This is a genomic window from Arthrobacter sp. PTI12 (assembly GCF_056679915.1).
Genome location: NZ_CM155256.1, coordinates 771,470 through 794,420, shown reverse-complemented (window position 1 = coordinate 794,420; position 22,951 = coordinate 771,470). Strand labels below are relative to the sequence as shown.

Here is a 22,951-nt window from a genome sequence, read left to right as displayed (position 1 = left end):
CGGGGAGAGCCATAGAATGCTGCCGCGCTAGCAGAAGTCTTCTGCGGTCTCTTACATCGCTTGCGCGAGCGTCTGTCCCCGTCGCCACAAATTGTTGTTGACGGTTCGTTAAGTTGTCAATAGTGTGTATACATGAATGGGCGTATCTTCCACCGCGATGAAGTGCCACCTCCCGCGAACGGAGACCCCACTAAGCAGCGGATCTCCAGCCTGCGCGAGGCACTTAACCTCGGCCTGTGGGCAGTTATAGGTGCCGTGTTTGTTGTGGTCTACCTAATGGTGGGGGGCGATCTGTGGTCCGGTGCCCGCGGCCCTCTCTTATTCGGGGGTCTGGTGCTATTGGCAGTACTGTTCAACCTCCATCGTGCCCGCGTTCGGACGGTGCGTCCTCGACATTTCAACAGGGTTGAAGGCTTGGTGGCGTTGTGGCTCGGGATAGGTACTGGGATCACTGGACAGGTTTTAGGGGTTGCCGGAGGAAATGATGTTTCGGCTGGGATCGCCTTGCTGGCCGCCTTGCTTCTCACTGCCCCTGTGTTCGCATGCGCGGTGTGGTTGGCGGTGCGGGGCAGGTGAGCCTGGGTGAGGCCAGGGCCCGGCTCGATGAGGTGGTGCACTCCCCGATGCGGTTCACCATCATGGCCGCGCTGTCCACAGTCGATGACGCGACATATCAGGTCCTCAAGGAAGAACTCGGGGTCAGCTATGCGCTGCTGTCCAAGCACGCCGCGATCCTTGAGGAACACGGCTACCTGGAGGTGCACAAGTCATTTCTGGCCAAGAAGCCGCAGACCGTCTTCCGCCTCACCCGCGCGGGTCGAAAGGCATACAAGGGACACATCGATGCTCTGCAGGAAATTCAGCGCGGCCTGCAGTGACCCATCCACCCGTTCGTCGGAGGTTCGGCTAAAGCCGCATCGCAGGACCGCCTGCGTTGCTTGGTCGCTCGCGGCGCGGACTGCTAGAACTGACTTATGGGTTGGCTAGACAAAAGGCTCGACGAAGTGGACTGGCCGAAGGACCCTCATTTGGACGCATTCCGAGATGCGGTGTGGGAACTGTCGCTGAACGGTGAACCTATGGGATGGGTTACCACCGGAGTCATGCCTATGCGGTCGTTTCCCTTCTTCTGGTTAAGCAGGAGCAGATGTGGACACAGGTGCACTGGCTCAATGGGAAGCACGAATACCTGGAGGAGGACTACGGTCCTGACTGGCCAACTGCGGAGGAACTGCGGGGCGGGCACTTTGTCACTTCCCATCCTCGAACCGGCTTCGACTTAAGGCTCGATGCAACAGCCGTTATCGGTCCCGACCGTGATCGGCTTTGGGCGCGATTGGAACATGGCGTGGAACCGCATAACCGGAATACGTAGCTTCCCCTGCCAGATCTTAAACCGGTCCGGAAGGTATCGCGCTGGGGGTTACTGCATGCGAAGCAACAGGAGCACTGATATTTTCGGGTAGCCCTACTCGTGCGCTTGTTCAAAGCCACTGTTACCCTGACTGCAGGACCAGCGGTGCGGATGCTTAGCGATGCCGCTGGCGGCGCAAGAGGTGATGACTTGAAGAAGTTCGGAGCTATGGTTCTCGTCTGGTTCCTGGGGGTTCTCGCGGGCGCTGGTATCTTTGCCCTCTTTCCCAACCCAGGCGATAGAGGTTACTGGTCAAGTGTGGCCGGACTGGCCGCTTTTCTCTTGGCAATGGTCGTCGCCAATTGGATACGATCCGACAGACCCGAACGGGCCCATGCATTTTGGGCAATGGCAGCTGCCCTCATCGTCCCTGCACTCATCATCACACTCTCGCTCGGGCCTCTCACCGCGTTGGGCGGGCTGCTTGGCGGCCTTGTAGTTGCGCTCATCATCACTTGGCCATATCTGGCAGGCAAAGAATCAGTACCGAGGGCTGGCAACTGAGACCGTCCCAAATGCCATAGCAATCATTAGGAACCTACGGGGCGAGGTTCAGAGTCCCAAGTTTGACTGGGCCACGTTCTGCCCGGTCGGGTTCGACTTACGGGCTCTGAGCGACCGACTATCGGGCGGGTCACCGCCCCACCGGGTTAGGAGAGAAACGCTCACGAGGGGGTTCAAGCTTCAGCTGGCGCTGCGCATAAGATTGAGAGGTGGGGAAGAGCGAAGGGCAGGATCGATTGGTGCGCCAGGATGAGGGCGTCCAGATCATCGAGCTCGGAACGGATCCGCTGGGCGAACCGCCGCTTCAACGCGCCGAGCAACCTGTAGATCCGATCCGGAAACGAATCGTGGTGGGTGGCCTCGCAGCGGTCGTGTTGTTGGGTGGGTTCGCATTTCTGACTATGAACCGTGACGCTCCTCTCCCCGAGGAGGGTCAGACCACAGCTAAGCGTGCTCCGGCGATACCAAACGCGTGCGATGCCATTGGAGAGACATCGCAAACCGGCGGATCCTCAAGCATCCACTTCCTGTCTGGGTACAGGTGGTACGCCGCAGAGACGCCCGAGCGTACCTTTAGCAATATTGGCCTCGTTCATCCTGATGGTTCCATTCAACTATGCGAGGAATCCGCGCAAGAAGCCTCGCTCAATATCCAATTTCCCACCGAGGCGGACTTAGGTGAGCTCCCTGAGAACTTAACTTACGCATACACCTCGGCCCACGATCCCCCAAACGATGGCTTGTTGAGTCTTGCCCTAGAAGGGGTTCGCTTACCTGACGGGCTAGTCGTCGAAAGTCTGACCCTTGCAGATGGGCGCGTTGTCCCGGCTAACCCCATGCCCGGCTCCTAGCTCAGGGTGAAATCGTGCTGTGAAAGCTCACTTCCGATTCGTGATCCATGTCGGCTAGTTAGCCCGGGACGTTGAGCTCGGGACGACTACTGACCTTCAGCTTGGCACGAAGCGCAGTTTCGCAGGTAGACCCCAAAGAACCGCGCGTTAAGGGATCAATCTATGAGCGGCGTTGAAGAGACGCATAACGGCATCTAGCTCAGCGATCCGCCGCTTGCCCGATAGCCTGCAAGGAACAATGCGGATCGAAGGGGGCGACGTGCAGTTGAAGCGCTATACGGCAGTCATAATTGGGGCGGTAATTCTCTTGTCGATTACTGGTTGTAGCGGTGGCGACGGAATATCTGCTCTTGATCGAGACGCAACCGCCGAAGACAAGCTCCCCGAATACGTTTCTCCTCAGAATCTTGACCTCGATTCCGTCCGGCGAGTAGCAGAGCAGGACGGCATCACATATTTCATTGCCAGGCAGGATGAAGACCCCGGCTTCTGCGTCATTCGTACTAAGGGGCAGGACGAAGCAGCGTGGGGAACCGCCTGCGGCACAGGCGCCGGCAGAGTCATCACCAACACCACTATCGGCATCCCTGAATCAGTCACGCTCGTGACCGATGGATACACGACTGGCGACCTCGAAGAAGAGGGATGGACGAAAATCAGTGACAACTTGCTCGCCAGGTAAACAGCGTGCGCTGAGCGATCGCGACTGACAGCAGCCCTGTTCTCAGGGCTGCGCGCTTGAGATCCCCGTTGATAGGCCATCCGTAAGACCTTGCCCCTGGGAGCATCTTCCTTGTGGCGCGATCCGGGAGAACACAAATGCTCTCCGCCGACGCAAGCGTTCCATTCCGAGAAGACAACACGGACTAATGAGACGGGCGGCAGACAAGAGGCCGCCGCGAACGCTACCTGGAGTTTGGCCCGCGGTCGACTCCGTCGTAGTACGACCGCACCCCGTGTTTCACAGCCAATCGAATGATCCAATAGGGACTGCCCCCGGTTTTGTTGACTCCTTGACCTAGCGAGCTTGTGCTCGTGGAAGGATGTTGACCATGCCCACGGCTTATGGGGCGGAGTTCCGCCAGGATGTTATTGATGTGGCCCGGAAGGGCGAGGCCCCGCTAACTCAAATAGCGAAGGATTTCGGGCTGTCGGTCACGACGTTGAAGCGCTGGATGGCGATAGCTGATCGGAAGGATGCAGGCGCTGGTCCGGCGGTTGCGGAGTCCGCGGAGATGCGGGATCTGAAGAAACGCAACCGTTTATTGGAGCAGGAGAACGAGATCCTGCGTCGTGCCGCCGCCTACCTGGCGAGGGACATCAACCCAAAATGACGTACCCGCTGGTCACGGATCTTGCCGCCGAAGGGATTCCCGTGGCGGTGACCTGCAGGGTGTTGAAGTTCAGCAAGCAAGGCTATTACCGGTGGAGAGCCAACCCGGTGACCGACCGGGACTGGTCGGACGCCCACCTGATCAATGCCGCCCTGGACATTCACGCCGACGACCCGGCGTTCGGGTACCGGTTCATCGCCGACGAACTCCCAGAAAAGGGCGTCACAGCCGGCGAGAACAGGGTCCAGCGCCTGTGCCGGGACCATGGCATCTGGTCGGTGTTCTCCAAGAAACGAGGCCTGAACCGCAAGCCCGGGCCACCGGTTCATGATGACCTGGTGGAACGGGACTTCGCCGCTACAGCACCGAACGAACTGTGGCTCACGGACATCACCGAGCACCCCACCACCGAGGGCAAGCTCTACCTCTGCGCGGTGAAAGACGTCTACTCCGGCAGGATCGTTGGCTACTCGATGGACGCCCGCATGAAATCATCGCTGGCAGTCGCGGCGTTGGAGAACGCCGTACGGGCACGCCGCCCTGCAGGGACAGTGGTGCATTCCGATCGCGGTTCCCAGTTCCGGTCGCGCCGTTTCGTGGAATCACTGCGTCATCACGGGCTGACCGGTTCGATGGGCCGGGTCGGCGCGTGCGCGGATAACGCCGCCATGGAATCGTTTTTCTCGCTGCTGCAGAAGAACGTCCTTGACCGTCAACGCTGGCTCACACGGCAGGATCTGCGCCTCGCCATCACGACATGGATCGAGCGGTCTTACCACCGCCGACGCCGGCAGCGGCGTCTGGGGAAACTCACGCCAGTCGAATATGAAACAATCAACCGGTCCGCGCTCACCGCGGCCTAAGACCCCGAGTCAACTAAAGCCGGGGCAGTCCCGATGAGACCCTGGGATCTGCTGTCAGGTTCGTCGTTGACCCGGAGGACGAGTCGCGCCCTATCGCTGTGGGCTCACCTGAGGACTGGGACGAAGAGCCATTCGGTATTGGGCTAACCCTCGCCCTAGTTACGCTCGCCCTCGTCCTTGGCGGCCTAGTTGCCTCGCGACTCGTCCCAGAAGGTCTCGGCGGTCCCCCCGCGCGGACCTCGAGAATGCGCCGAAAAAACCGGGCTCCGCGACAACGCGGTTAGGTGTTTCAAGGGTTACTCTGTCGGATGAAGCAATGCCCGGTGAGGGATCGCTCACCGCGCACCACCCGCGCGGTGAGCCACGGGTGAATGGTTACCGCCGACATCAGCGGCGATTAGGAGCAGGATTGCTTGTTCGTAAGCAGCATTTTCAACGTGTTGTCAGCGGTGAGCCTGCGCATTCCGTCCGTGTAAGAAATTCGTAGAGCTTCGGATGTCCCATTCGTCTCAGGATTTGCCAGGGACAGAGCGACAATGACGTTGGCCGCCTCCCCAGGTTCTAGGACAACCTTCCCCAGCCTGGTGCGGTGCTTCCAATCTGCGACGTCCTCTGGACTATCCAGGGCAGTACTGCCCCCTCCGAGGACAGCATCATCGGTTGTCTCATCGATCACCATCAGGTAGCTATCCGCATGAACGAGATTGTCCGCGCTGACAAGTTCCACTCCGGTGATCGTCAGCTCCCGGGCGCTGTCGTTATGGATGACATCACCAAAGGCGGCTAACCCCTCACCGGGCACAGGCACACAAACCTCCGAAGGAGCACCACCGGCCCGAAGTGGCCTATCTAAACTCAGCCACAGCATGAGTGAAACGATGGCAGCGACGCCCACGAGAGCTGTGCGCCAGACGATTTTTCTCGACCGCTTCGTTACGCTCCAAAGTCTCGTCATGCTGCTTCCCCCTATTTGCGGCCAGGCCTCAACGATGGAGGTTGAGGTTACTGTAATTGGGTCCCGGTTAGCAGTCCAGTGGCTATGCGATAGCTAGTTGATTTTTCTGCGTCCAGATGTCCCAGTACTGTTTCGGCGTCATGCCGTCGAGGGACCCGTGGGGCCGTTCATGATTGTAGATGTTCTTCCATTCCTCGGCCAAGTACTTCGCTTCGGCCATGGTGTCGATGGTTTCCCCAGTGAGTTGTTCCCTTCTGAATTGGGCGTTGAATGACTCGGCGAACCCGTTCTGCCAAGGCGATCCCGGGTCAATGAACGCCGTATCTACCCCGGCAGTGGCGCACCAGTTGACCAGCGCTGCGGCGGTGAATTCCGGTCCGTTGTCGGAGCGCACATAGGTTGGGGTGACGCCGGTTTCGGCGATGATGTTCTCCAGCACCGCGACTACATCGGTGGCGGTGAAGGACCTGCGCGGAACGATCGCCAGGGCGGTCCGGGTGTACTCGTCAATGACGTTGAAGAACCGGACATGCCTCCCGCAGGAGGTCACATCGGATTGGAAGTCGAAGCTGATCACATGCATCGGGTACTCGGCCTTCAGCCGCTTCTGCTCCCCGGCGCCGGGCCCGGTGCGGCGACGCTTACGCGCCCTCGGTTTACAGGTCAGTCCCTCGGCCCGCCAGAGCCGGCGCACCCGCTTAGCGTTGAGCACCACGCCAGCCCACTCCGGCTGGGCCAGCAGATGCCAACGAGCCTTCCGCCACCCCCACGCCGGATGCTCCCCGGCGATGGCCCGCAACGCCGCGCGTAGCCGGGCTTCCTCGAAGCTGACCGCTGGGCGTGACTTGCGCAGCGCGGAACGGTTCTGACCCAGCACCTTGCACGCGAATCTCTCGGACGCCCCGAACTTCTCCACCGCCATGCGCACTGCCCGGCGGCGAGGTTCGGGGCTCAGAATTTTCCCTTAGCCACCTCGTTCAGGATGTCGATGGCCAGTTCCTTCTCGGCCAGCAACCGCTTCAGCCGGGCGTTTTCCTTCTCCAAGTCCTTGACCGCTTTGGTTTGGGCTGCGTTCTGCTCGGAGCCGTACTGCTGCAGCCACCGGTACCAGGTTGCCTCGGTGACCTGCAGCTCCTTGATGACCTCGATCATCGGCTTGCCGTCATTGAGCATTTTCTGCCCCTGCCGGACCTTCGCGACGACCTGATCCGGGGTATGCCTACGTGCCATAATCTGTGAATTTCCTCCTGCACCCATTATCGGATGCGAAACTCACACAGTCACCGGACTCCTACCCAGGGACCCAACCAACTGTACTGCCCTCAACTAGCCAGAGGGTGAAGGGCGCACTCATCCATCCGCCGGCCGCCCATCATTGTGGCGCCGTCGAGAGCTCATCCCTCACCGCGCCCTATTGGTGGCGGTTGAAGTATTTCCACCCCTCGTCTGAGTCCGGCTCCGGCAAAGTGGCGCGTTGCACTGGCGGCTGAGAGATGTCCTCCGACCAATCCAATACGCCAAGCAAGATCCTGGTGGGCCCACTCGCTTCTACTGCCCAGATGAAACTAGCAACAGGTCGCGGTTCCCTTGGTTGGCGAGCCCATTCAAGGACTTCCCAGATAGAAGCCTCGGTTATCCGAGCGGAGGTCTCAGCCTCAGCAGGTCCACCGATACCGATGCTGAACCAGTCCCTCACTTCGAAGGACGTTTCGTATTGCTCCAAGGGAGTCGAGCGAGGATCTATCGGGGACTCGATATTCATAAGGGCCTCCGTCGGCATACGCGCACCTGCGGTGATTCAAGCTGAGTCACCTCAGCCTAGACCCGGACATCGCAGCCGGTCGGATCCCTTACCGTGCCAGTAAGAACTAGGTCTTCATCTGGCGCTGCTGGCGGGGCTCGTCTTGACACCGCGGGTTGCGGCGTTGCCGGAGCGACCGATGACGAGCCACAGAAGTGGGCCCACTAGGGGCAAGGCGAGCACGAGGAGCGCCCACACGGCCCGTGCAAGTCCGGTGAGTCGGCGGGAGCGCGCAATGTCGATAAGAGTTACGACGAATAGGAGTAGCGCGAGCAGTCCAATCCCTAGGACAGTGAATTCCCACTGATTTGGGATGAGCGGGTTGGAGCTTTGAGTTGTCCATGCCAGCATTACAGTTCCCCTAGTACTTCCGTCCGTCCTGTACGAAACCTACCTCAACCCTAGACGGAGGCTTGCCACAATTTCAGTGTGTCAAGTATCCCTGCCCCGCTGGTTATCGATGACGGCCGAAAAGTGAGCCATCGTCACGTGATTCAGATCTGTCTCACGAGCAACTTGGTGCCTCGGCCGAAGACTGCAGAGAGTAACGACCATGCCTACTGATGCGCATTCGCTTCTTCACTCGATAGAAGAACTGCTCGATCGACGCGAACCGTTCTTACTACCTGAAGTTCTCTGGGTCGGTGGACGTGCTCTGTCCGACGATTCGCTGGTCGTGCTTTACCGAGAGACAGAAACCGGTCCCATCCTCGGCCGGATGTATAACGTTCCCCAATTCGGAGCTCTCTTCGGAAACGAGCTTTCAACCCAGGAGATGGCACAGATCATTGTGAACGACGAAATCCTTGAACCCACAGGACGCGGTATTGCGATGTGCACTGAATGGGCCCGCGGCCTTGTGCGGCCAGAAGAAACCGTTGAATGGGTAGGAATCTCAGCCGAAGAAAGACCTTGAGTGGTGTCAACGAACGTCTGCCTGGACGGGCGGGGAGCTTTGTCGTGACCGACCTGCAATAAACACGGTCCGACGTGCCAAGTTGGATCAGCACGAAATCTGCCAAGAAATTGAGCCATGCTCCCACCGAAACGCATTGTGCCGGGCAGTTGCTCGCAACCCCTCGTGTAGCGCCGGATACGAGGATCCCTCACCGCACCCTATTGGTGGCGATTGAAGTACTTCCAACCCTCGTCTGAGTCCGGCTCCGGCAGAGTGGCGCGTTGCACTGGCGGCTGAGAGATGTCCTCCGACCAATCCAATACGCCAAGCAGGACCCTTGTTGGCCCACTAGCTTCTACTGCCCAAATGAAACTAGCAACAGGTCGCGGTTCCCTTGGTTGGCTAGCCCATTCAAGGACTTCCCAGATAGAAGCCTCGGTTATCCGAGCGGAGGTCTCAGCCTCAGCAGGTCCACCAGTATCGATGCCGAACCAGTCCCTCACTTCGAAGGACGTTTCGTATTGCTCAAAGGGAATCAAGCGAGGATCTATCGGGGACTCGATATTCATAACGGCCTCCGTCGGCATACGCACGCCAGCCCTAATTCATGGGCTGAGTGACCTCAGCCTAGCGCCGGACAGAACAGCCCGGTCGGATCCCTCACCGTTCGGGGCGGGATCCTGTCGGAGCGACGCTACTGAACCTCCTAGTCCCGCGCTCCGCGCCACTGACTAGGAGGGGAAGGCCTCCAGATCCAGGCAACGACTCCAATGGCAATCAGCAGACCCGCGAAGGCAAACAGTCCTTGTTCGCTGGGAGTCGCGCTCACCAGATGATCGAATGTGGCCGATCCTTCCTCTACTCCTGAATCTTCAACCCAGAAGTATCTGGACATGAGCGATGCGAACAGCGTTGCGCAGATTACGAATCCGACACCAAGAAGCGCAGAGACTAGAAGTGTTCTTGAGCGGCGAAGTTCGCTTCGCTCCTTTGAGTTCCCCATCTGGCCCATTGTTGTCCCCGTGATACTCAGCAACAAGACCATCAGCTCGACGGATCCCTCACCGCCCTGGACTTCGGCGGCGATGGGTACATCAGGCGTGACTGATTGCGAAGTAGGGTAACGCAGGTACCTCGTTGGGTCAGCCCAGAGTTCACCTTTGCCTCTGGCGGGCGCGCATCGGAGGAAGTCGTACTGCCATCGGGGGAAGGTCTCGACGTCCCTCGTAGGGTCTATTCCATATCGCGTCCCAATGCTTGAATGGAGTATCGAACTCTGGGGGAATGATGTCTCACACCAAGCTGCTGAATATCGGCGGAACTTTACTTATTCTCGGTCTTATCACCTTCGCGCTTCAGTTCTCCGATGTCTTCGAGGGCGAAAGCGCTCCTTTGGCAGTTGCGATCCTCGTCGCCGCGTCACTCCTCATAGGAGCTGGTGGTGTGGTGACAATCGTCGGACTGTCCGCTCGCCGCAGGGACTTGAGCCGAACGCGGACCTACAGCGACTTGCCAGATGGCGAGAGATTTCATCGCGGAGCGGGCCGTGAGTATCAGGGCGCGCGAGGAGCAGTGCAAGGATATTCGGCTGGCGATCCCTGCCCCTAAACCCGACTAGTAACGGATCGCTCAGCGCACCTACTGAAAGGGGATGCCCACTGATCTAGTGGGCAGGCCTGGCTTTTCTACCTGGCAGCGGGCATCTGCCCGGTGAAGGCGTATTTCTGGTGAACCTTTCGCAGCAGTATGGTCAGGTCCGCTAGTACGAGTTTCGGTATGTCTGATTCATCCGTCTGCAGTATGCGGTCCAGGCTCGGCGTGATGTGGCCGATGATCCTGAGACCCTTCTTCCGCATGCGTGTAGACGTTGGTTCCTGTCCAGTGTGCATAGCTGCAGCGCCAGGGTACATGGCGCGACTTTCGGCGATCCCGAACTCCACTGCCCGTAAGGGTCCACTCAACCACCACTGCCGCCATGATTCGGATGCGTTGATGTCCATGGCCACTTCTCTCATGGTTGCCCGATATAACTGCACCCGGCGAGGAGCATGTCCGAGCTGTTCTGCATATTCGAGGAAGCGCGGTTCGTCATCACGAGGTTTGAGGGGCCACAGCGTATTGGTGCTGCGCTCATAGGCTTCCTCGAACGCATCTGGGAGTCCGTTCCCAATCATGCCCTCGAAGAAGTCGAACATTGCAGGCCGATCAGGCTGCTCCAGAAAGTGTCCATCGGACGGTGGGACATTGCCGACGAGGACTTGATACAGGCACCAGCCCTTCAGCCACTGCTCGTAGCTGAAGGGCTGCGGGTCATCCACCCTGCCCAGTAATGGAGGGGCTGCGGGGTCAAAGTCCTGGGGGTTTGGCGGATTGCCCTTGTCCGGTTTAACGGTCTTCGCCGCGAAGAGTGCCTGGGACTCGGGCCTAGCCTCCCATTGGATGAATAACTCGGACGCGCTGCGCTGGGCTTGCCCGAAGAGATCAATGATCGTCTCAGCGTCCTCAGAGCTGAGCTTCTTCACCAGCGCATTGTGCTGGGGACCCGGATCCCGGTTCCACAGCCTGGCCTGCATCACAAAAACTTCAAGATCCATAAGTCCTTCACCAAATACGAACGGTCAACGCAAGCCACCAAAAGCACTTCTCGCAGAATCTACCGGCTCCGGCCAAAACCGGATCCCTCACCGTGCTGGTTCTCAGTTGGTGTTAGATGTCGAGGACACCGTTGGTTGCAGCGGATACGGGTGGGATGTTCCCTGTGTGGAGGTCCTCGTCGAGGTGAACGGTGGCGTACGCCCATTCGCGAGGACGCCCGGCATCGTTGAATACGCGGTAGCGTCTGCGCAGGCGAAGGTTCGGCACCGTGATGTGCTCGAATGACACGACGATCTCGGTAGCTGGCCAGGCTTCTTCTTCCGTGACACTCACGTTCCGGTAGTCGCTGCGCCCGAGCCGGAGTGACGGGTGGTCATACGTCCACACGATGTTGGGTCTCGCGAGGGTTTCAAACTGTTCCCGGAGTTTGGAGGTAGCGCCAGTGCGCGCTTCCTCACGAAGGTTACGGAGGGGCCATGCAGCGCCCTGGACGCCGTCCAGCTCGAGACGGTCTTGCCACTGAGCGGCGGCGACTTGGTGCCGCCCATAGTCTTGCTCAGACTCTTCCTCGTAGTCCTGCGGTGCCGGTTTCGACGGGAGCTGCTCGGTCTCGATTCTCTCCGGTAGCCCGTCTGCAATGTCGATGACGACCTGTTCGGGTTCATACACGACATCCCAGCCGAGATCATTGCCGAGTGGGACCTGCCGTGGTCCGGTAGGAAAGTACTGGAGTGTCAAGGTGTCCTGGGAGACATCTACACGGTGCACGAGGTGATCAACCTGAATCACGGTCCGTTTACCGTCAGTACTGATTCGCACGAGCTCGGTCCCAGGAGTCGGCAATGGAGGACCCGGCTCACCAACCGACGTGTCATCATCGGCAGCGGTGCCGAAATGAGTTAGGCACCCGGTCCGCTGTCCTGCATCGCTTGCGCCGCCGGCATGTTCAAACACTGGCGCCGAGACCGCAGCCGTGCCCTCGCTCCCTGCTTCGCCGGGCCAGAACGGTTCCGACGGAACCCACTCCATCCCCTCGGTAGTGAGGTCTTCCGTCCCAACCGCTTCCTTCGCGGTCTCTGCGGAATCAGGCGATTCCATCCACGCCGATGCGTCCCGTGGATCACCGACCCACAAACCGTCGGCATCAACACCCACCGGTCGGCCCTGCCCAAGATCGCATGCCGCGGTGACACCGTTCGGGGTGACGAAGACAGCCGTTCGCTGCACCAGATAATCGGGGCCTTCTGTATCCTCAGCCTGATAGATCACCCACGTCCCCTTGGACGTGGGCAGGAGTTGCACCTCGCCGATCGCACGGTCGGGCAAGGGAGCCTCAGGCCAGGTGACCCACCGGACTGTCTGATCCTCGTCAATAATTGCCGCGACGGGCCTTTCCGCATCGGGTACGATCACGGTCCGACCAATCATGACGGCGCCGAGAGGCACGAGCGGGTTCCGGGGCGTAGACACGCGCCAATGCTACAACGCACTCAAACAGCGCATCCGGACCCACACCAGTACCATCGGTCACCGGACGGATAGGACGGAGGAACAATGAGCTGTTGCCGTTTACGGGCGCGGGATGGTTGCTGGTTGTTCTGTGGGTATGTCTTGCACTCCCAGTCGGCGGATGGCCCAAGGTCCAAGTGCGGCTCCGGAGAGGATGATTAGTCCGGAGATCAGGCATGCCGCCTGCCAGGAACTGAATTCGTAGAGCAAGCCGGCGGCGAATGCTCCTATGGCTGCTCCGATCAGCCCTGCGGAAGTGTAGATGCCCATGGCGCGGCCGACCTGTCCGGGTGCCGCTTCTGCGATGACGGCTTGCTCGATCGGCATCAGCATAGCCCAGGCGGCCCCGCATAAAATCCACAAGGCGGCTATCACCGCGGGTCCCGGTGCCCACGCCAGGGACACGGCAAAGATACCGCTGAACACCGAAGCTGCAATCACCGCGCGGCGGCGCCCGACGCGGAGGACCAGCTTGTGCAGCAATGGCGGTAATACGCCCATGGCAATCGCTCCGGGCAGGAATACGTACGCGGTTTGGATGACACCAAGATTGAATCCTCTTTGCAGGTGCAGCAGCAGCAAGATGCCCACGGCCGATTCGGCCAAGGCGGTCATTACGACGGTGATCAGCATTGGCCGCAACTTCATCGCAACGGCACGGGAGCTTGAGCCGGTCAGCCCGACCGCCGCACGTGCTGCGCTGGCCGCCTCGATCGACATGGCCGGACTGGCGAACAGCACCACCGCACCAACCAGGCAGGCTGCTCCGCAGGCCAGAAACACCGGCGGGAAGAGATCAGTTTGTGCCAGCAACAGCAGACCGGCGACGAAGGCGACCCACATGCCCGTCTCCTGCGCCGACATCAAACGGGCAAAAACGCTGGAGTCGGTGGACAGACGCTCACTGATGACCGCCCGCAGCGATACCCACAGCAGGGCACCTCCAACACCTCCGAGTATGGCAGCCAAATAGGCGATGGCCATGGAGTCAGCAATCGCATACCCGCCACAGGACAGCCCGTAAAGAACCGCGCCTATGCCGGCAAGAGTCCGTCGCTCCCTTATATCTGCTAACCAACCGGCCACCGGCCGCGCCAAAACAGAGACGATCAGTTCAGCCGCTACCAAAAACCCGACCTGGGAGGCTCCCACACCAAGGGCAATTCCGGCCCATAACGGGATGAGGAAATCAATCAGTTCAGCCGGCCCGTTCGTGAACCCACCAGCGAGCAGTGCCGCCCCTTCACGGCTCCGTAAATTTCTGATCCCCCGAGACATTGCTTCATCATTGGCCAAGCACAAATCGCCAGGGAGAGTCCCGCTCACCGATCCTTCAACGGGCAGGCTCAACTTGAGCTCTCGCTGGCGTGTTAGATGTGCCGTAGGTATCTCTGCGGCACGTCCAGGAACGACCGCCAATTTGTAACGAGGTCAAGATCTTCCCAGCGGCGGTCCCGCAAACCCCATGTGCCCACTTCGAGGATTCGCGCGCCTGGAAGAGCCGCTAGGAGTGGTGAGTGTGTTGACATGATGACTTGGGACTTTCCTTGGGCTAAGAGGTCCTTTAGTGCTGCAAGGAGAGTGAGGCAGCCGGTGAAGGACAAGGCGGATTCAGGTTCATCGAGAACCCACAGTCCGTGCCCTCGGAAGCGATCTGCAGCCAGTTCCAGGAATGACTCGCCGTGGGACATTTCATGGAACGGGATATCCGGCCGGTCGGGAGGGCGGGGATTGGCTTCAAGGTAGGTGAAGAAGCCATGCATCGTTTCAGCACGCAAAAAGTATCCCCGCCTGGTGGTACCGGCATTTCTGACGAGCTGCAGGTGGTCGGCGAGTACGGACTCGCTTGACCTAGTAGTGTGCCGCGCCCCCGTTGAACCACCTTCCGCGGACAAACCGTAGGCCAGTGCGATGGCTTCCACGAGGGTCGATTTCCCTGACCCGTTCTCGCCCACCAGGATGGTTGCTGACGTCAGATCGAGACCCTCGTCAAGCAGTTGAGTGACAGGTGGCAGGCTCGCCGGCCATTGCCCACGATCAAGAACATTCCCAGGGTCCTCAGCCAACCGCCGGATCGGATACTTGTGGAGAGGCATGCGCCCATTCTCGCAGGCGCTCTCTCCAGCGCCCGGACAGTGTGCACTCCACCTTCGGCTCTCAGCCCGATCCCTCACCGCCCGCTGGCTACTGCTGAAGTTATGGCATGTAGGCGCTCACCATGTTTTGGGGAAGGTGCGGATAATTTCGGGTGGGAAGGCGGACATTAGGGCTCGTCGGAGGTTTCTACTGTTTTTCCATTGGTGGACGTCGAGCTCGGTGCTTCGTCCGCGACTGTCCAGGAGCGCGATTTCTCCGCTGCTGCGGTCTCCGACCAGGACGACATCTGTCAGTTTGATGGCCTTGGTTTTGGAGCTTCGGTGTTTCACCAGATGCGTGTCGGTGAGCTGTAGAACGCTCTTATTCGATTTGTTCGGCCACACATTCGGTTGAGGACCAGTTTGATCCTGTTGAGGTTCGGTTGTGTCATGGTCTTGCCAGATCTCATACGGGTCGATCGTTAGACTTGCGTCCCGGCATTTCTTCTTCTTGGGTTTGACGTCACTGTCCATTGCGACGATCAAGGTCTTCAGGCTGTCCTTCAACGTCGCGGTTAGAGCCGCTGCGTCCGTTTCGCCTTCTAGCTCGAGCAGTTCTTCACGGGTAGGTGTTTTTACTTGGAAGAGCCCGTCGATGGCGATTTGGTCGAGATATTGGGTTGGTACGGTTTCATCCCAGGCAAGATCCACAACGTAATCGTTGTGGGCGGACTCGACCGCATGAGCACTGAACCCGGATCTGGCAATGTCGCTGAGAGCTTTGAGTGTTTCGTTCAGGGTCTTGTGGGTGCTCTCCTCAATCGGATCGAGCACAAGATCAAGCTGCACGGTGTCTTGGCCTAGGACGGTAATGATCGGATCGACTGAGTAGATCAAACCGTGATCGTGACTCAGCCGCTTCCGTAGCTCGTGGTACAACGCGTCGGCCAGGAGCGCGCCGTGACGAATGGGGACGGTCAGGGACAGGGCGATGCCTACCTTCGATGACATGACCAAGGTCGGTTCTGTGATAACCGGGATCGGTTCGTCGCGGACTGTTGGACTGCCAGAAGGCAGTCGGACATCAAGAGCAGCTGGCACGGGGCCGCTGAATGTCAGAGCGGCATTCGCGCTGGAGAACCAGCTTTTCGCCCAATCAGTAGCCTCATCTGCGGTGATCGCGGATAGCGTCGGGGCGCCGATCTGCGCGGTCCCAGGTCCTTTGGCTCCGAATCGGTAAGTCAGGAGCCCTGCGGATAGGTTCTGGAATTCCCATGGGTTCTCCGCTTGGATGGACGCTTTCTCCAGCGCCAAGTCCTCTTCTGTGAGGGCTGCGAAGTCCGAAAGGACTTCAGCGGCGCTGTTGAGGAACGCAGCCACCGCATCGGGCTTGCCGGAGGCGTGGAATTCCGTGGTGTTCGTATCGACGCTTCCTCCATGGCGCACGGTCATTGGCTGGACGCGACGCAGCACGATGTGTTCGATCAGATGCGTGATGCCGGCCAACGCAACAGGTTCATCGCGGAGTCCAACCCCGAAGACCAATGTGCCCGTGCACATACGGTCATCGGTATCAAGCCAATACGACTGGATACCGTTGTGATCATTTCTTTCGACCCTTTGCAGCATGAATCGAATTCTCTCAGCAGACGTGACGGCGAAGTGACCACGACATCCCCCACTCTCGCTAGCACGCAGGATCCCTCACCCCGTGCCAGGTAGCAGTCTGGAACTACACGATGCTGTTGTCCATCTGCCAGTAATGGAGAATCGTTTCATGATGAGCACAGCAATGCTTGAGGGTCTCCTGGTCCGGGTCGGCGGGCAGCCGCGAACCGAAGTCGTCCAGTCATTGCGGGATGCAGGCGTGCAGCTCAACGTCCATGCAGAGACCCTGCTCGCTCACCCAGCGTTCGATGCACCAGTGAGTCAAACACTACGAATCGTGGAACGAACCGTCGCGCAGCTCGGCCTGGAGGAAGGTGCTGCCCAGTCCCAGGTCTTCGCCTCCGCGAGGAGCCAGGGGCTGGAACTCTGTCCCTTGGTGACCGGCCCTTATCTCCGGTTGGCGCTGAAGGACCAGGCGAACGCACCGGACTCCGTCCTGTCCGCCGGTCGCGCGCCGAGTGGAGCGATCCACATCGCGTCCGAACCCGTAAGCGAGGACGTGGAGTACCCGAAGGGGTTCTACCTCCGGGTCGTGGACGGGCAGCCTTGGCTACGAGGTTACAGCTGCGATGACACGTATGTGTGGGGCCCGGAGCAGTGGCTCGCGTTTCTACTGCCGTAGAGCGAATAAAGAGATGGACCGGAGGCGCGAGAAGTGATTGTCCAACAGCTCGTTGGACAATCACCGGGTAGAAGTCCTCCGCCAAGTGCAACGAAACTCTTCTGGCAACGTCCAGCTCTGGGTAGCCGCACCTTGTTTGGCCTAGGTCGGCTCTAACGATCCCTCAGCGTACAAACCGTCGCGCCTTCGTTATTTCGGAAGTTGCGTCCACGCTTCTTCTTGAGGTGAGGGGCGGTGCCATGCCTGTCGTGGTGCTTCCCATTCTCGAGCCACGTCGGTGAGCCAGAATGTGCGGTCTGGGTCCCAGCCGGCGATGACCGATGACGTGTCGGAATCAACGGGGAGTGCCCGGCCAGCGCTGCTGAGGTAACCCAAGCCTGTCAGGTGCACGGCGTCCCATTCATCGGCCACTCGTTCCCAGTCCGGGAGGACCCAGCGGCCGTTCCGGCCAGTTGTCTTGAACCAGTCGTGTCGGCGTGAGGCGGTGACTTCCAGCGGGTGCTTCCGGCACAGTGTTATCCAGTCATCTGCGGTGCGGATTTTATACGTTGTGCCAATTCCGCGGACGGGGATGACGGTTGCCTGTTCCCAGCCCAAGGAATCCTCGATGAGATTTAGCCCTGCCGGGATCTGGCCGACGGTGCTGATGATTCCTTGCGGTATGGACCACCAGGTTCCGGACCAGTTGGCTTGTGGATCCTTCGGGCGTTCCCGGGAGGCACGTAGTTCTTCCGCTCGTTCGTCCTGTGCCCATTTCGATAGTGCTTGCCGGGGTGCACGTGGCAACGGGGCCGGATCATCAGTTGATCGCCAATCGATCGCCCACTGTTCGATGCGCCGCGGCTCGCAGAGCCATTGCATTGACGGCAGAGCCAAGATCTTATCCGCGATGGGTGCGAAGGCTTCGCGTACTTCAGGAAGTCCAGCGAGGATGTCTTCTCCGTCTGGTTCCTGCCAGTACCGCGCCGCCTCTACTGACCGTTGCAGAGCGGCGTTGGCCGCACCAGCACCGACATGAGCCGAGTCGAGCGAAACGATTGCCTCTGCTAGCTCGGCCGGAGACCAACCGAGGAACGGCACGGCGGTTTCCCCAGTATCGGCTCCTATCAAGACCCTCGATTTTCCACTTGCCGGATCGAGGCTGTGCGCCAACCGAAAAGCACTCTGCCTGATATCAGGATCCAGCTCCATCGCGAGCTCCAAACACAGACGTCTCCCGCGAGGCCCATCCAGAAGCAACTGTGAAGGAATTTTCATCAGCTCATCCTTACATCCCCACCTGCAGCCGAGAACCGATCCTTCACCGCACGTGCCGGGGATTACCAGCTTCCGGCGTGGAATTCGCCTATGACGGTTTCTCCGTCGGATTCGTATACCGGGACCATGAGCGTTGTTCCTTTGACAGACTCCATGTATTCGAGTGCCTCTTCCGGGTTGTTGATCTCCGGTCCCTGCAGGTCCTTGGCGTAGACGTAGCCGAGTTTCCCGTTTGTCGCGATGGCCGAAATGAGGTCGGGTTCCCCTCCTTCGTTGGTTGTGCCGTAGGTGTCCCCGTTGTCGTTGAGCGCCCACTCGGTGGGTGTCCGGTTCTCGTAGTTGGCTTTCACCTCGTATCTGACGTCGGGCTCACTGGCCTTCACCTGTGTGGTGGTCTGGCCCGCCCCCAATGGGAGAGACATGGTTCCCTGTGCTCCTTCGTCCTTGGCTGTGCAAGTCATATTCGCTCCGCCCTCCCAGTAGATGGTGCCGGTACTGAGGCAGGTCAGGCGCACGACAACGTGGGTGGTCCCCTCCGGCCGGGGACCGAGGTCGATGGTTTGGGTTCCGGTGTAAGCCCCTGCAATGGGAGCCCCGAGTTCGGTGACGATGTCGCTTCCTGGCTCGGTGAAGAATCCTGCGGTGGCGGCGCCTACTCCGCCGATGAGTCCGACACCGGCAAAGGCTCCTGCGCCTATCCACCAGCGGTGCCGTCGAACCTTCGCTGAAGAGCTGGTGTTGACCTGCTCGACGAGTGCAGCGCGTAAGCCTTGGCTGAAAGTTTTGTCCATCTGTTCGAGGTTCATGAGGGTCTCTCCTCGGAGAGGGTAAGCAGTCGTGGTTCATCGGCGTCGTGCAGCTCGGCCCGTAGTTTGTGCCGAGCTCGGTGCAGCCTGGTCTTCGCGGTGCCCGGGCTGAGTTCGAGAATGGTCGCGGCGGCGGAGATGTCGTATCCCTCCAGGGCGACCAGCGTGATCAGCTGCAGGTCCCCCGGTTTCAAGGCGCGCAGCGCTGCTGCAAGGCGCTCCCCGACGGCGTCCAGCCCACTGCTTTGTAGGTAGGTATCCGCTGGATCGGCTGCGTCAGGGGTACGGGGCAGCTTTCGCAGCAAGGCGTCGTAGCGACGGGTCGCACGGCGGAGATTCAGTGCGCAGTTTGTAGTGGTGACCAGCAGCCAGGGGAGGACAGATCCCTGCACGAGATGGACTTTGCGTCGCTGGCGCCACAACTCGAGGAACGCTGCAGCGCTCGTATCCTCAGCATCGTGTCGGTTCCGCGCGAGCCGGTACGCGTGTCTGTACACGCGATCCCGGTGACGGTCGAACAGGACACCGAAAGCATCCCCATCACCGGTAAGGCTGCGCGACCACAAGTCGCCATCGCCAGGATTCATCGTCCCCATACCCTGTAGTGTCCGCCCATCCCCGGAAAGTTACACCGCAGACGAACATCTTCTCTTACGGGCATCTACCGGTCAGCCACAATCCCTCACCGTTCGAGCACTGTGCTTGGGTCCTAATGGTCCACTGGGCTTCGGTAGTCTGTAGCGATCATCTCAGTCTCGTGTTTGGGGGAAGCTAGTGCAGGTTGGTGGGATCGATTTCGTTATTGTCATGCTCGTTCTGTGGATTCTTTTGATCGCAGTTGTTGCCTTTGTCCTGTACTGGATCATTCGATTTGCCGTGAAACACGGCTTACGCTCGTACCACGAGGGCGTCGACCAAGGGTCCAAGGAGTAGTCAGCGGACGCCCTTGTTTTGTCATTGTGTGCGGACGTCGCCGGTGCGGTGACCTCGGCGCTGAACGGTTACCGCGAAATTGCGCCGCTCCTGCATCCCGACCACAAGTGAAGGAGACGGTATGACCGACAACAGCGGTGTTTCCCGCGACCGCGGCCCGACATTCGACGGGATAAAAATCGGTCGGCCAGCAACCGGCGCCCTCATCGACGCTGGTTACAACTCGCTGCCGGACCTACCCGCCAACCTTGATGAGTTAAGGGACGTCCATGGAGTCGGCCCAAAGGCCCTAAAGCTATTGAAGGATGCACGCAATCTGTAACCGGCGGGATGATCGCATGGGAGCGACCGTCTGGGCTGAGCCGATCCTCCACCGTACGCTTTCTCGGGCGGTGGATAACGCGTCCCTTGGGAAGTTTTGGGCCCGTTCGGTTACGGTTCACCTGTGAATGATGAGAGCGCAGCGAAAGCTCGTGTGACCTTCTGGGTAACCTTCCTCGGGCCGGTTGCGTTTGGGGTAGTGGCCGGTTTGGTGCGGCTGGTGTTGCCGGGTTTGTCTCCGGAGGGGTCCAGCGCTCCGCCGGCTGAACGTTTTTCATCGCCTGTTGTTGCCGGGATTATCGTGGCGTTAATTCTGCAGATCGGTCGTTGGTGGCTGTACGACAAAAACGGAGACCGGCAATTGGAGCGTCTAAGGACGCTGTGTGCTGTGACTTCTCTTGTTGTTTTTGCAGCCATAGGGTTTGTTGCCCTGGTCCAACCGGTAGCACTGGTGCTGTTCCTCCCTCTGGCTCTCTTCGGGGTTGTTCTTTGGCTATGGCCACGGAAGAAGGTCATACTGCCGGAAAATAGGAATCTCGGCACTTACTGCATCTGCATCCTGTGCCTCTTGGTTTCAGCCGGCTCCGTATCAATGTCCCTGACAACGGCATAGATAAACACCGCCCTCTGAACTCGATCCCTGACCGGACAGTTCATGCCGGAGCTGTTTCTCTTTACCGACTGCGGCGGAAAAAGCTGGCGAGGGCGGCTTGAGCATCATCCAGGGCGCGGTCGTACGCGGCAGCATCGAAGGTGATGGGTGGTGCGTTGGTGATCAGAGCATCTTCGGTGATGCCGTCGGACTCATCAATCCAACCAAACCTCTGCCACGTCACTGTGCTCTGGCCCCGACTGACCTGTACGCCGAGGATTCCGTCCGATACGTCGAAACATTCCCCGCAATAGAACAGCTCAGCGGTCATCGGTCTACCTCCGGGACTTGACCCACGGAGCTGCCCTAGCTGTATCAGAGCTTCCCGCATCGATGATCGAGAAAGGCGAGTGACTAGGGGCGGTACGGGTACGGGTACGTCGAAGTCGTACTCCGGTTGTTCCCAGTCCCGCCACCACAATCGCAAAGGCCGGCCATCAATGAGGATGTCTAACCGCTTGCTCTCTCGACGTCTTGAGCGGCGGGATCTGTGGCTGAACTCCGAAGCGACAAAGACAGAATCCTGCGGACGGAACATCAGGACGTTCAAGGAGCTCATCACTGCATCCTAAGCGGAGGGCGTACGTCGATCGGCTTCGGCCTGACCTGAACCGCCCCTAAGCCGAACCCGCAATGTGCACCTGAACGCTGACGGATCGAATTGCGCCACAGCTTGTGGCGCAATTCGATCCCTCAGCGAACACTCTTCGCGTTTAGCTTCTGGGGTTCTTGTTGCGATGGAGCCGGACCGTGGCGATAGCCAGCAGGATTGCGCCAGTCGCACCAATACCGCCACCGAGAATGAGCAAAAACCCAGGAGGATAGGCACCGAATTCGGGTGAAGCATCCTTGAGTACAGCATCAAAGCGAACATAGCCGCCACAAGGGTCGCTCCAATAGCCATGATGATCATGCCGATCAGCCTTAAATCCTTCATTTCCCCCTTAATTTTCGGATCGTACCTTCCTTGCAGCGTTACCCGCTTCTTGAATCCCGCCCAAAGTCCTGGTCTGGCAGCTTTGCACTGACTTGGCCCCGATCAGTCACCTTGTATGGCTTGCCGTCTTTGTCATATGTGGTCCATTGCCCCACCGGCTCGCCGGCGTCGAAATATCCAGACCGTTTTACGGTGCCATCTATTCGGTACCACTCCCAGTAGCCGACCGGATTCCCATTCTCGATGCGTCCCTTCGACCACCGGGTAGTACCGTTCGCGTGGTACTTGACGGTGTAACCATCGATGACTTCAGACTTCTTCGCGTTTGCAGCCATCCGCCTACTCTATGCCCGGGAAATTTCACAAACGGGAACAGGCGTTCAGCGCCTGGTCTCGTACCTGGCCACGACCACATCATTGGGGAACGTCCGGATTTCTACCAGGCTTAGGTTCACCCAGTTGTCCAGGGCCGTGAAGAACGGCGTGCCGCCGCCCACCAACACGGGATGGGTGACGAGTACATACTCGTCGATTAGGCCTGCCCGCATGGCCGCCGATGCGAGGGTGGCGCCGCCGATGTCCATGCGGCCGCCGTCGTCGGCTTTGAGCCGGGTGATCTCGGCAACCGCGTCGCAGGTAACCAAGCGGGCGTTCCAGTCAACCGTGCTGATTGTCGAGGAGAACACCACTTTCGGCATCTCCCGCCAGCGGCCCGCGTACTCAATCTGCGCCGGTGTTGCGCCTGGCTGCTGGTCCGCGGTCGGCCAGTGTGAGCTCATCGTCTCCCACAGTTTGCGCCCGTACAGCGCCAAATCAGTCGACCCGACGCGGTCGGACCACCATTGGAACAGCTCGTCGCTCGAAACACCCCAGCCGAGCCCGTCACCCGACGCAGCGGTGTAGCCGTCCAGGCTCAGATTCATTGCGAAGGTCAGGTTGCGCATGGCATCAGTCTT

22 protein-coding genes are annotated in these 22,951 nt (G+C 59.5%); 9 read left to right on the top strand and 13 right to left on the bottom strand.

The genetic code is table 11. The features are described from left to right. Window positions 1–542: 542 nt before the first annotated feature. The 5 genes from AC1MBU_RS03935 (at window position 543) to AC1MBU_RS03915 (ending at window position 5,753) form a co-directional block, all read left to right on the top strand. Window positions 543–878, top strand: a complete 336-nt coding sequence (locus AC1MBU_RS03935; protein ID WP_479788687.1) for a winged helix-turn-helix domain-containing protein — start codon at window positions 543–545, stop codon at window positions 876–878. Between the two features lie 884 nt (window positions 879–1,762). After that, complete coding sequence (locus AC1MBU_RS03930; RefSeq protein WP_479788685.1) at window positions 1,763–1,918, top strand: hypothetical protein; 156 nt, start codon at window positions 1,763–1,765, stop codon at window positions 1,916–1,918. Window positions 1,919–3,007: 1,089 nt separating this feature from the next. Next, window positions 3,008–3,451, top strand: coding sequence for a type III secretion system chaperone family protein (locus AC1MBU_RS03925; RefSeq protein ID WP_479788683.1), 444 nt, complete (start codon window positions 3,008–3,010; stop codon window positions 3,449–3,451). A gap of 370 nt (window positions 3,452–3,821) precedes the next feature. Then, window positions 3,822–4,966 (top strand): IS3 family transposase gene (locus AC1MBU_RS03920; protein WP_479788025.1). Its coding sequence is split into 2 segments (ribosomal slippage): window positions 3,822–4,098 and window positions 4,098–4,966, totalling 1,146 coding nucleotides; the frame shifts between segments, so codons are not numbered across the junction. A 589-nt stretch (window positions 4,967–5,555) separates the two neighbouring features. Continuing rightward, a complete protein-coding gene (locus tag AC1MBU_RS03915) occupies window positions 5,556–5,753 on the top strand; it encodes a hypothetical protein (RefSeq protein WP_479788681.1) in 198 nt (65 codons plus the stop codon). A 250-nt stretch (window positions 5,754–6,003) separates the two neighbouring features. Here AC1MBU_RS03915 and AC1MBU_RS03910 read toward each other — a convergent pair. Both AC1MBU_RS03910 and AC1MBU_RS03905 read right to left on the bottom strand, forming a co-directional pair. Further along, window positions 6,004–7,151, bottom strand: a protein-coding gene (locus AC1MBU_RS03910; protein WP_479788679.1) for an IS3 family transposase whose coding sequence is annotated in 2 segments (ribosomal slippage) — window positions 6,004–6,878 and window positions 6,878–7,151 — 1,149 coding nt in all. Because the reading frame shifts where the segments join, the coding sequence is not laid out codon by codon here. Between the two features lie 646 nt (window positions 7,152–7,797). Further along, the gene (locus AC1MBU_RS03905) at window positions 7,798–8,073 is read right to left on the bottom strand and encodes a PLDc N-terminal domain-containing protein (RefSeq protein WP_479788677.1); all 276 of its coding nucleotides are present in this window, start codon (window positions 8,071–8,073) and stop codon (window positions 7,798–7,800) included. Window positions 8,074–8,275: 202 nt separating this feature from the next. Here AC1MBU_RS03905 and AC1MBU_RS03900 point away from each other — a divergent pair, with 202 nt between their 5' ends. Further along, on the top strand, window positions 8,276–8,638 hold the full coding sequence (locus AC1MBU_RS03900) for a hypothetical protein (RefSeq protein ID WP_479788673.1): 363 nt from the start codon (window positions 8,276–8,278) through the stop codon (window positions 8,636–8,638). Between the two features lie 1,667 nt (window positions 8,639–10,305). On the opposite strand, the gene AC1MBU_RS03895 is transcribed toward AC1MBU_RS03900, so the two are convergent. From AC1MBU_RS03895 to AC1MBU_RS03875, 5 genes are all read right to left on the bottom strand, one after another. Further along, window positions 10,306–11,214 (bottom strand): hypothetical protein, encoded by a 909-nt coding sequence (locus AC1MBU_RS03895; RefSeq protein ID WP_479788670.1) that lies wholly within the window; start codon window positions 11,212–11,214, stop codon window positions 10,306–10,308. Window positions 11,215–11,326: 112 nt separating this feature from the next. Continuing rightward, complete coding sequence (locus AC1MBU_RS03890) at window positions 11,327–12,685, bottom strand: hypothetical protein (RefSeq protein WP_479788668.1); 1,359 nt, start codon at window positions 12,683–12,685, stop codon at window positions 11,327–11,329. A gap of 99 nt (window positions 12,686–12,784) precedes the next feature. Beyond that, on the bottom strand, window positions 12,785–14,020 hold the full coding sequence (locus AC1MBU_RS03885; protein ID WP_479788666.1) for an MFS transporter: 1,236 nt from the start codon (window positions 14,018–14,020) through the stop codon (window positions 12,785–12,787). A 74-nt stretch (window positions 14,021–14,094) separates the two neighbouring features. Further along, the gene (locus tag AC1MBU_RS03880; protein ID WP_479788664.1) at window positions 14,095–14,820 is read right to left on the bottom strand and encodes an AAA family ATPase; all 726 of its coding nucleotides are present in this window, start codon (window positions 14,818–14,820) and stop codon (window positions 14,095–14,097) included. Between the two features lie 117 nt (window positions 14,821–14,937). Further along, window positions 14,938–16,428 (bottom strand): peptidase M16 family protein, encoded by a 1,491-nt coding sequence (locus AC1MBU_RS03875; protein ID WP_479788663.1) that lies wholly within the window; start codon window positions 16,426–16,428, stop codon window positions 14,938–14,940. 148 nt (window positions 16,429–16,576) lie between these two features. On the opposite strand from AC1MBU_RS03875, the gene AC1MBU_RS03870 reads away from it, so the two are divergent. Continuing rightward, entirely contained in the window at window positions 16,577–17,089 is a 513-nt protein-coding gene (locus tag AC1MBU_RS03870) for a hypothetical protein (RefSeq protein ID WP_479788660.1), read from the top strand. Between the two features lie 189 nt (window positions 17,090–17,278). Here the strand turns inward: AC1MBU_RS03870 and AC1MBU_RS03865 are convergent, their stop codons facing one another. The 3 genes from AC1MBU_RS03865 to AC1MBU_RS03855 all read right to left on the bottom strand — a co-directional run bounded on the left by AC1MBU_RS03865 (window position 17,279) and on the right by AC1MBU_RS03855 (window position 19,748). Further along, the gene (locus AC1MBU_RS03865) at window positions 17,279–18,169 is read right to left on the bottom strand and encodes a hypothetical protein (protein ID WP_479788658.1); all 891 of its coding nucleotides are present in this window, start codon (window positions 18,167–18,169) and stop codon (window positions 17,279–17,281) included. 239 nt (window positions 18,170–18,408) lie between these two features. Then, complete coding sequence (locus AC1MBU_RS03860) at window positions 18,409–19,152, bottom strand: hypothetical protein (protein WP_479788656.1); 744 nt, start codon at window positions 19,150–19,152, stop codon at window positions 18,409–18,411. After that, window positions 19,149–19,748, bottom strand: coding sequence for an RNA polymerase sigma factor (locus tag AC1MBU_RS03855; protein WP_479788654.1), 600 nt, complete (start codon window positions 19,746–19,748; stop codon window positions 19,149–19,151). The genes AC1MBU_RS03860 and AC1MBU_RS03855 overlap by 4 nt, the downstream gene beginning before the upstream one ends. A gap of 458 nt (window positions 19,749–20,206) precedes the next feature. Between AC1MBU_RS03855 and AC1MBU_RS03850 the strand changes: the two genes are divergently transcribed. Further along, complete coding sequence (locus AC1MBU_RS03850; RefSeq protein WP_479788652.1) at window positions 20,207–20,407, top strand: helix-hairpin-helix domain-containing protein; 201 nt, start codon at window positions 20,207–20,209, stop codon at window positions 20,405–20,407. A 123-nt stretch (window positions 20,408–20,530) separates the two neighbouring features. Further along, the gene (locus AC1MBU_RS03845; RefSeq protein ID WP_479788650.1) at window positions 20,531–21,019 is read left to right on the top strand and encodes a hypothetical protein; all 489 of its coding nucleotides are present in this window, start codon (window positions 20,531–20,533) and stop codon (window positions 21,017–21,019) included. A 61-nt stretch (window positions 21,020–21,080) separates the two neighbouring features. Here the strand turns inward: AC1MBU_RS03845 and AC1MBU_RS03840 are convergent, their stop codons facing one another. From AC1MBU_RS03840 to AC1MBU_RS03830, 3 genes are all read right to left on the bottom strand, one after another. Next, the gene (locus tag AC1MBU_RS03840) at window positions 21,081–21,329 is read right to left on the bottom strand and encodes a hypothetical protein (protein WP_479788648.1); all 249 of its coding nucleotides are present in this window, start codon (window positions 21,327–21,329) and stop codon (window positions 21,081–21,083) included. Window positions 21,330–22,033: 704 nt separating this feature from the next. Then, window positions 22,034–22,330, bottom strand: a complete 297-nt coding sequence (locus tag AC1MBU_RS03835) for a toxin-antitoxin system YwqK family antitoxin (RefSeq protein ID WP_346027936.1) — start codon at window positions 22,328–22,330, stop codon at window positions 22,034–22,036. Between the two features lie 45 nt (window positions 22,331–22,375). Further along, complete coding sequence (locus AC1MBU_RS03830; protein WP_479788646.1) at window positions 22,376–22,939, bottom strand: dihydrofolate reductase family protein; 564 nt, start codon at window positions 22,937–22,939, stop codon at window positions 22,376–22,378. Between the last annotated feature and the right edge of the window lie 12 nt (window positions 22,940–22,951).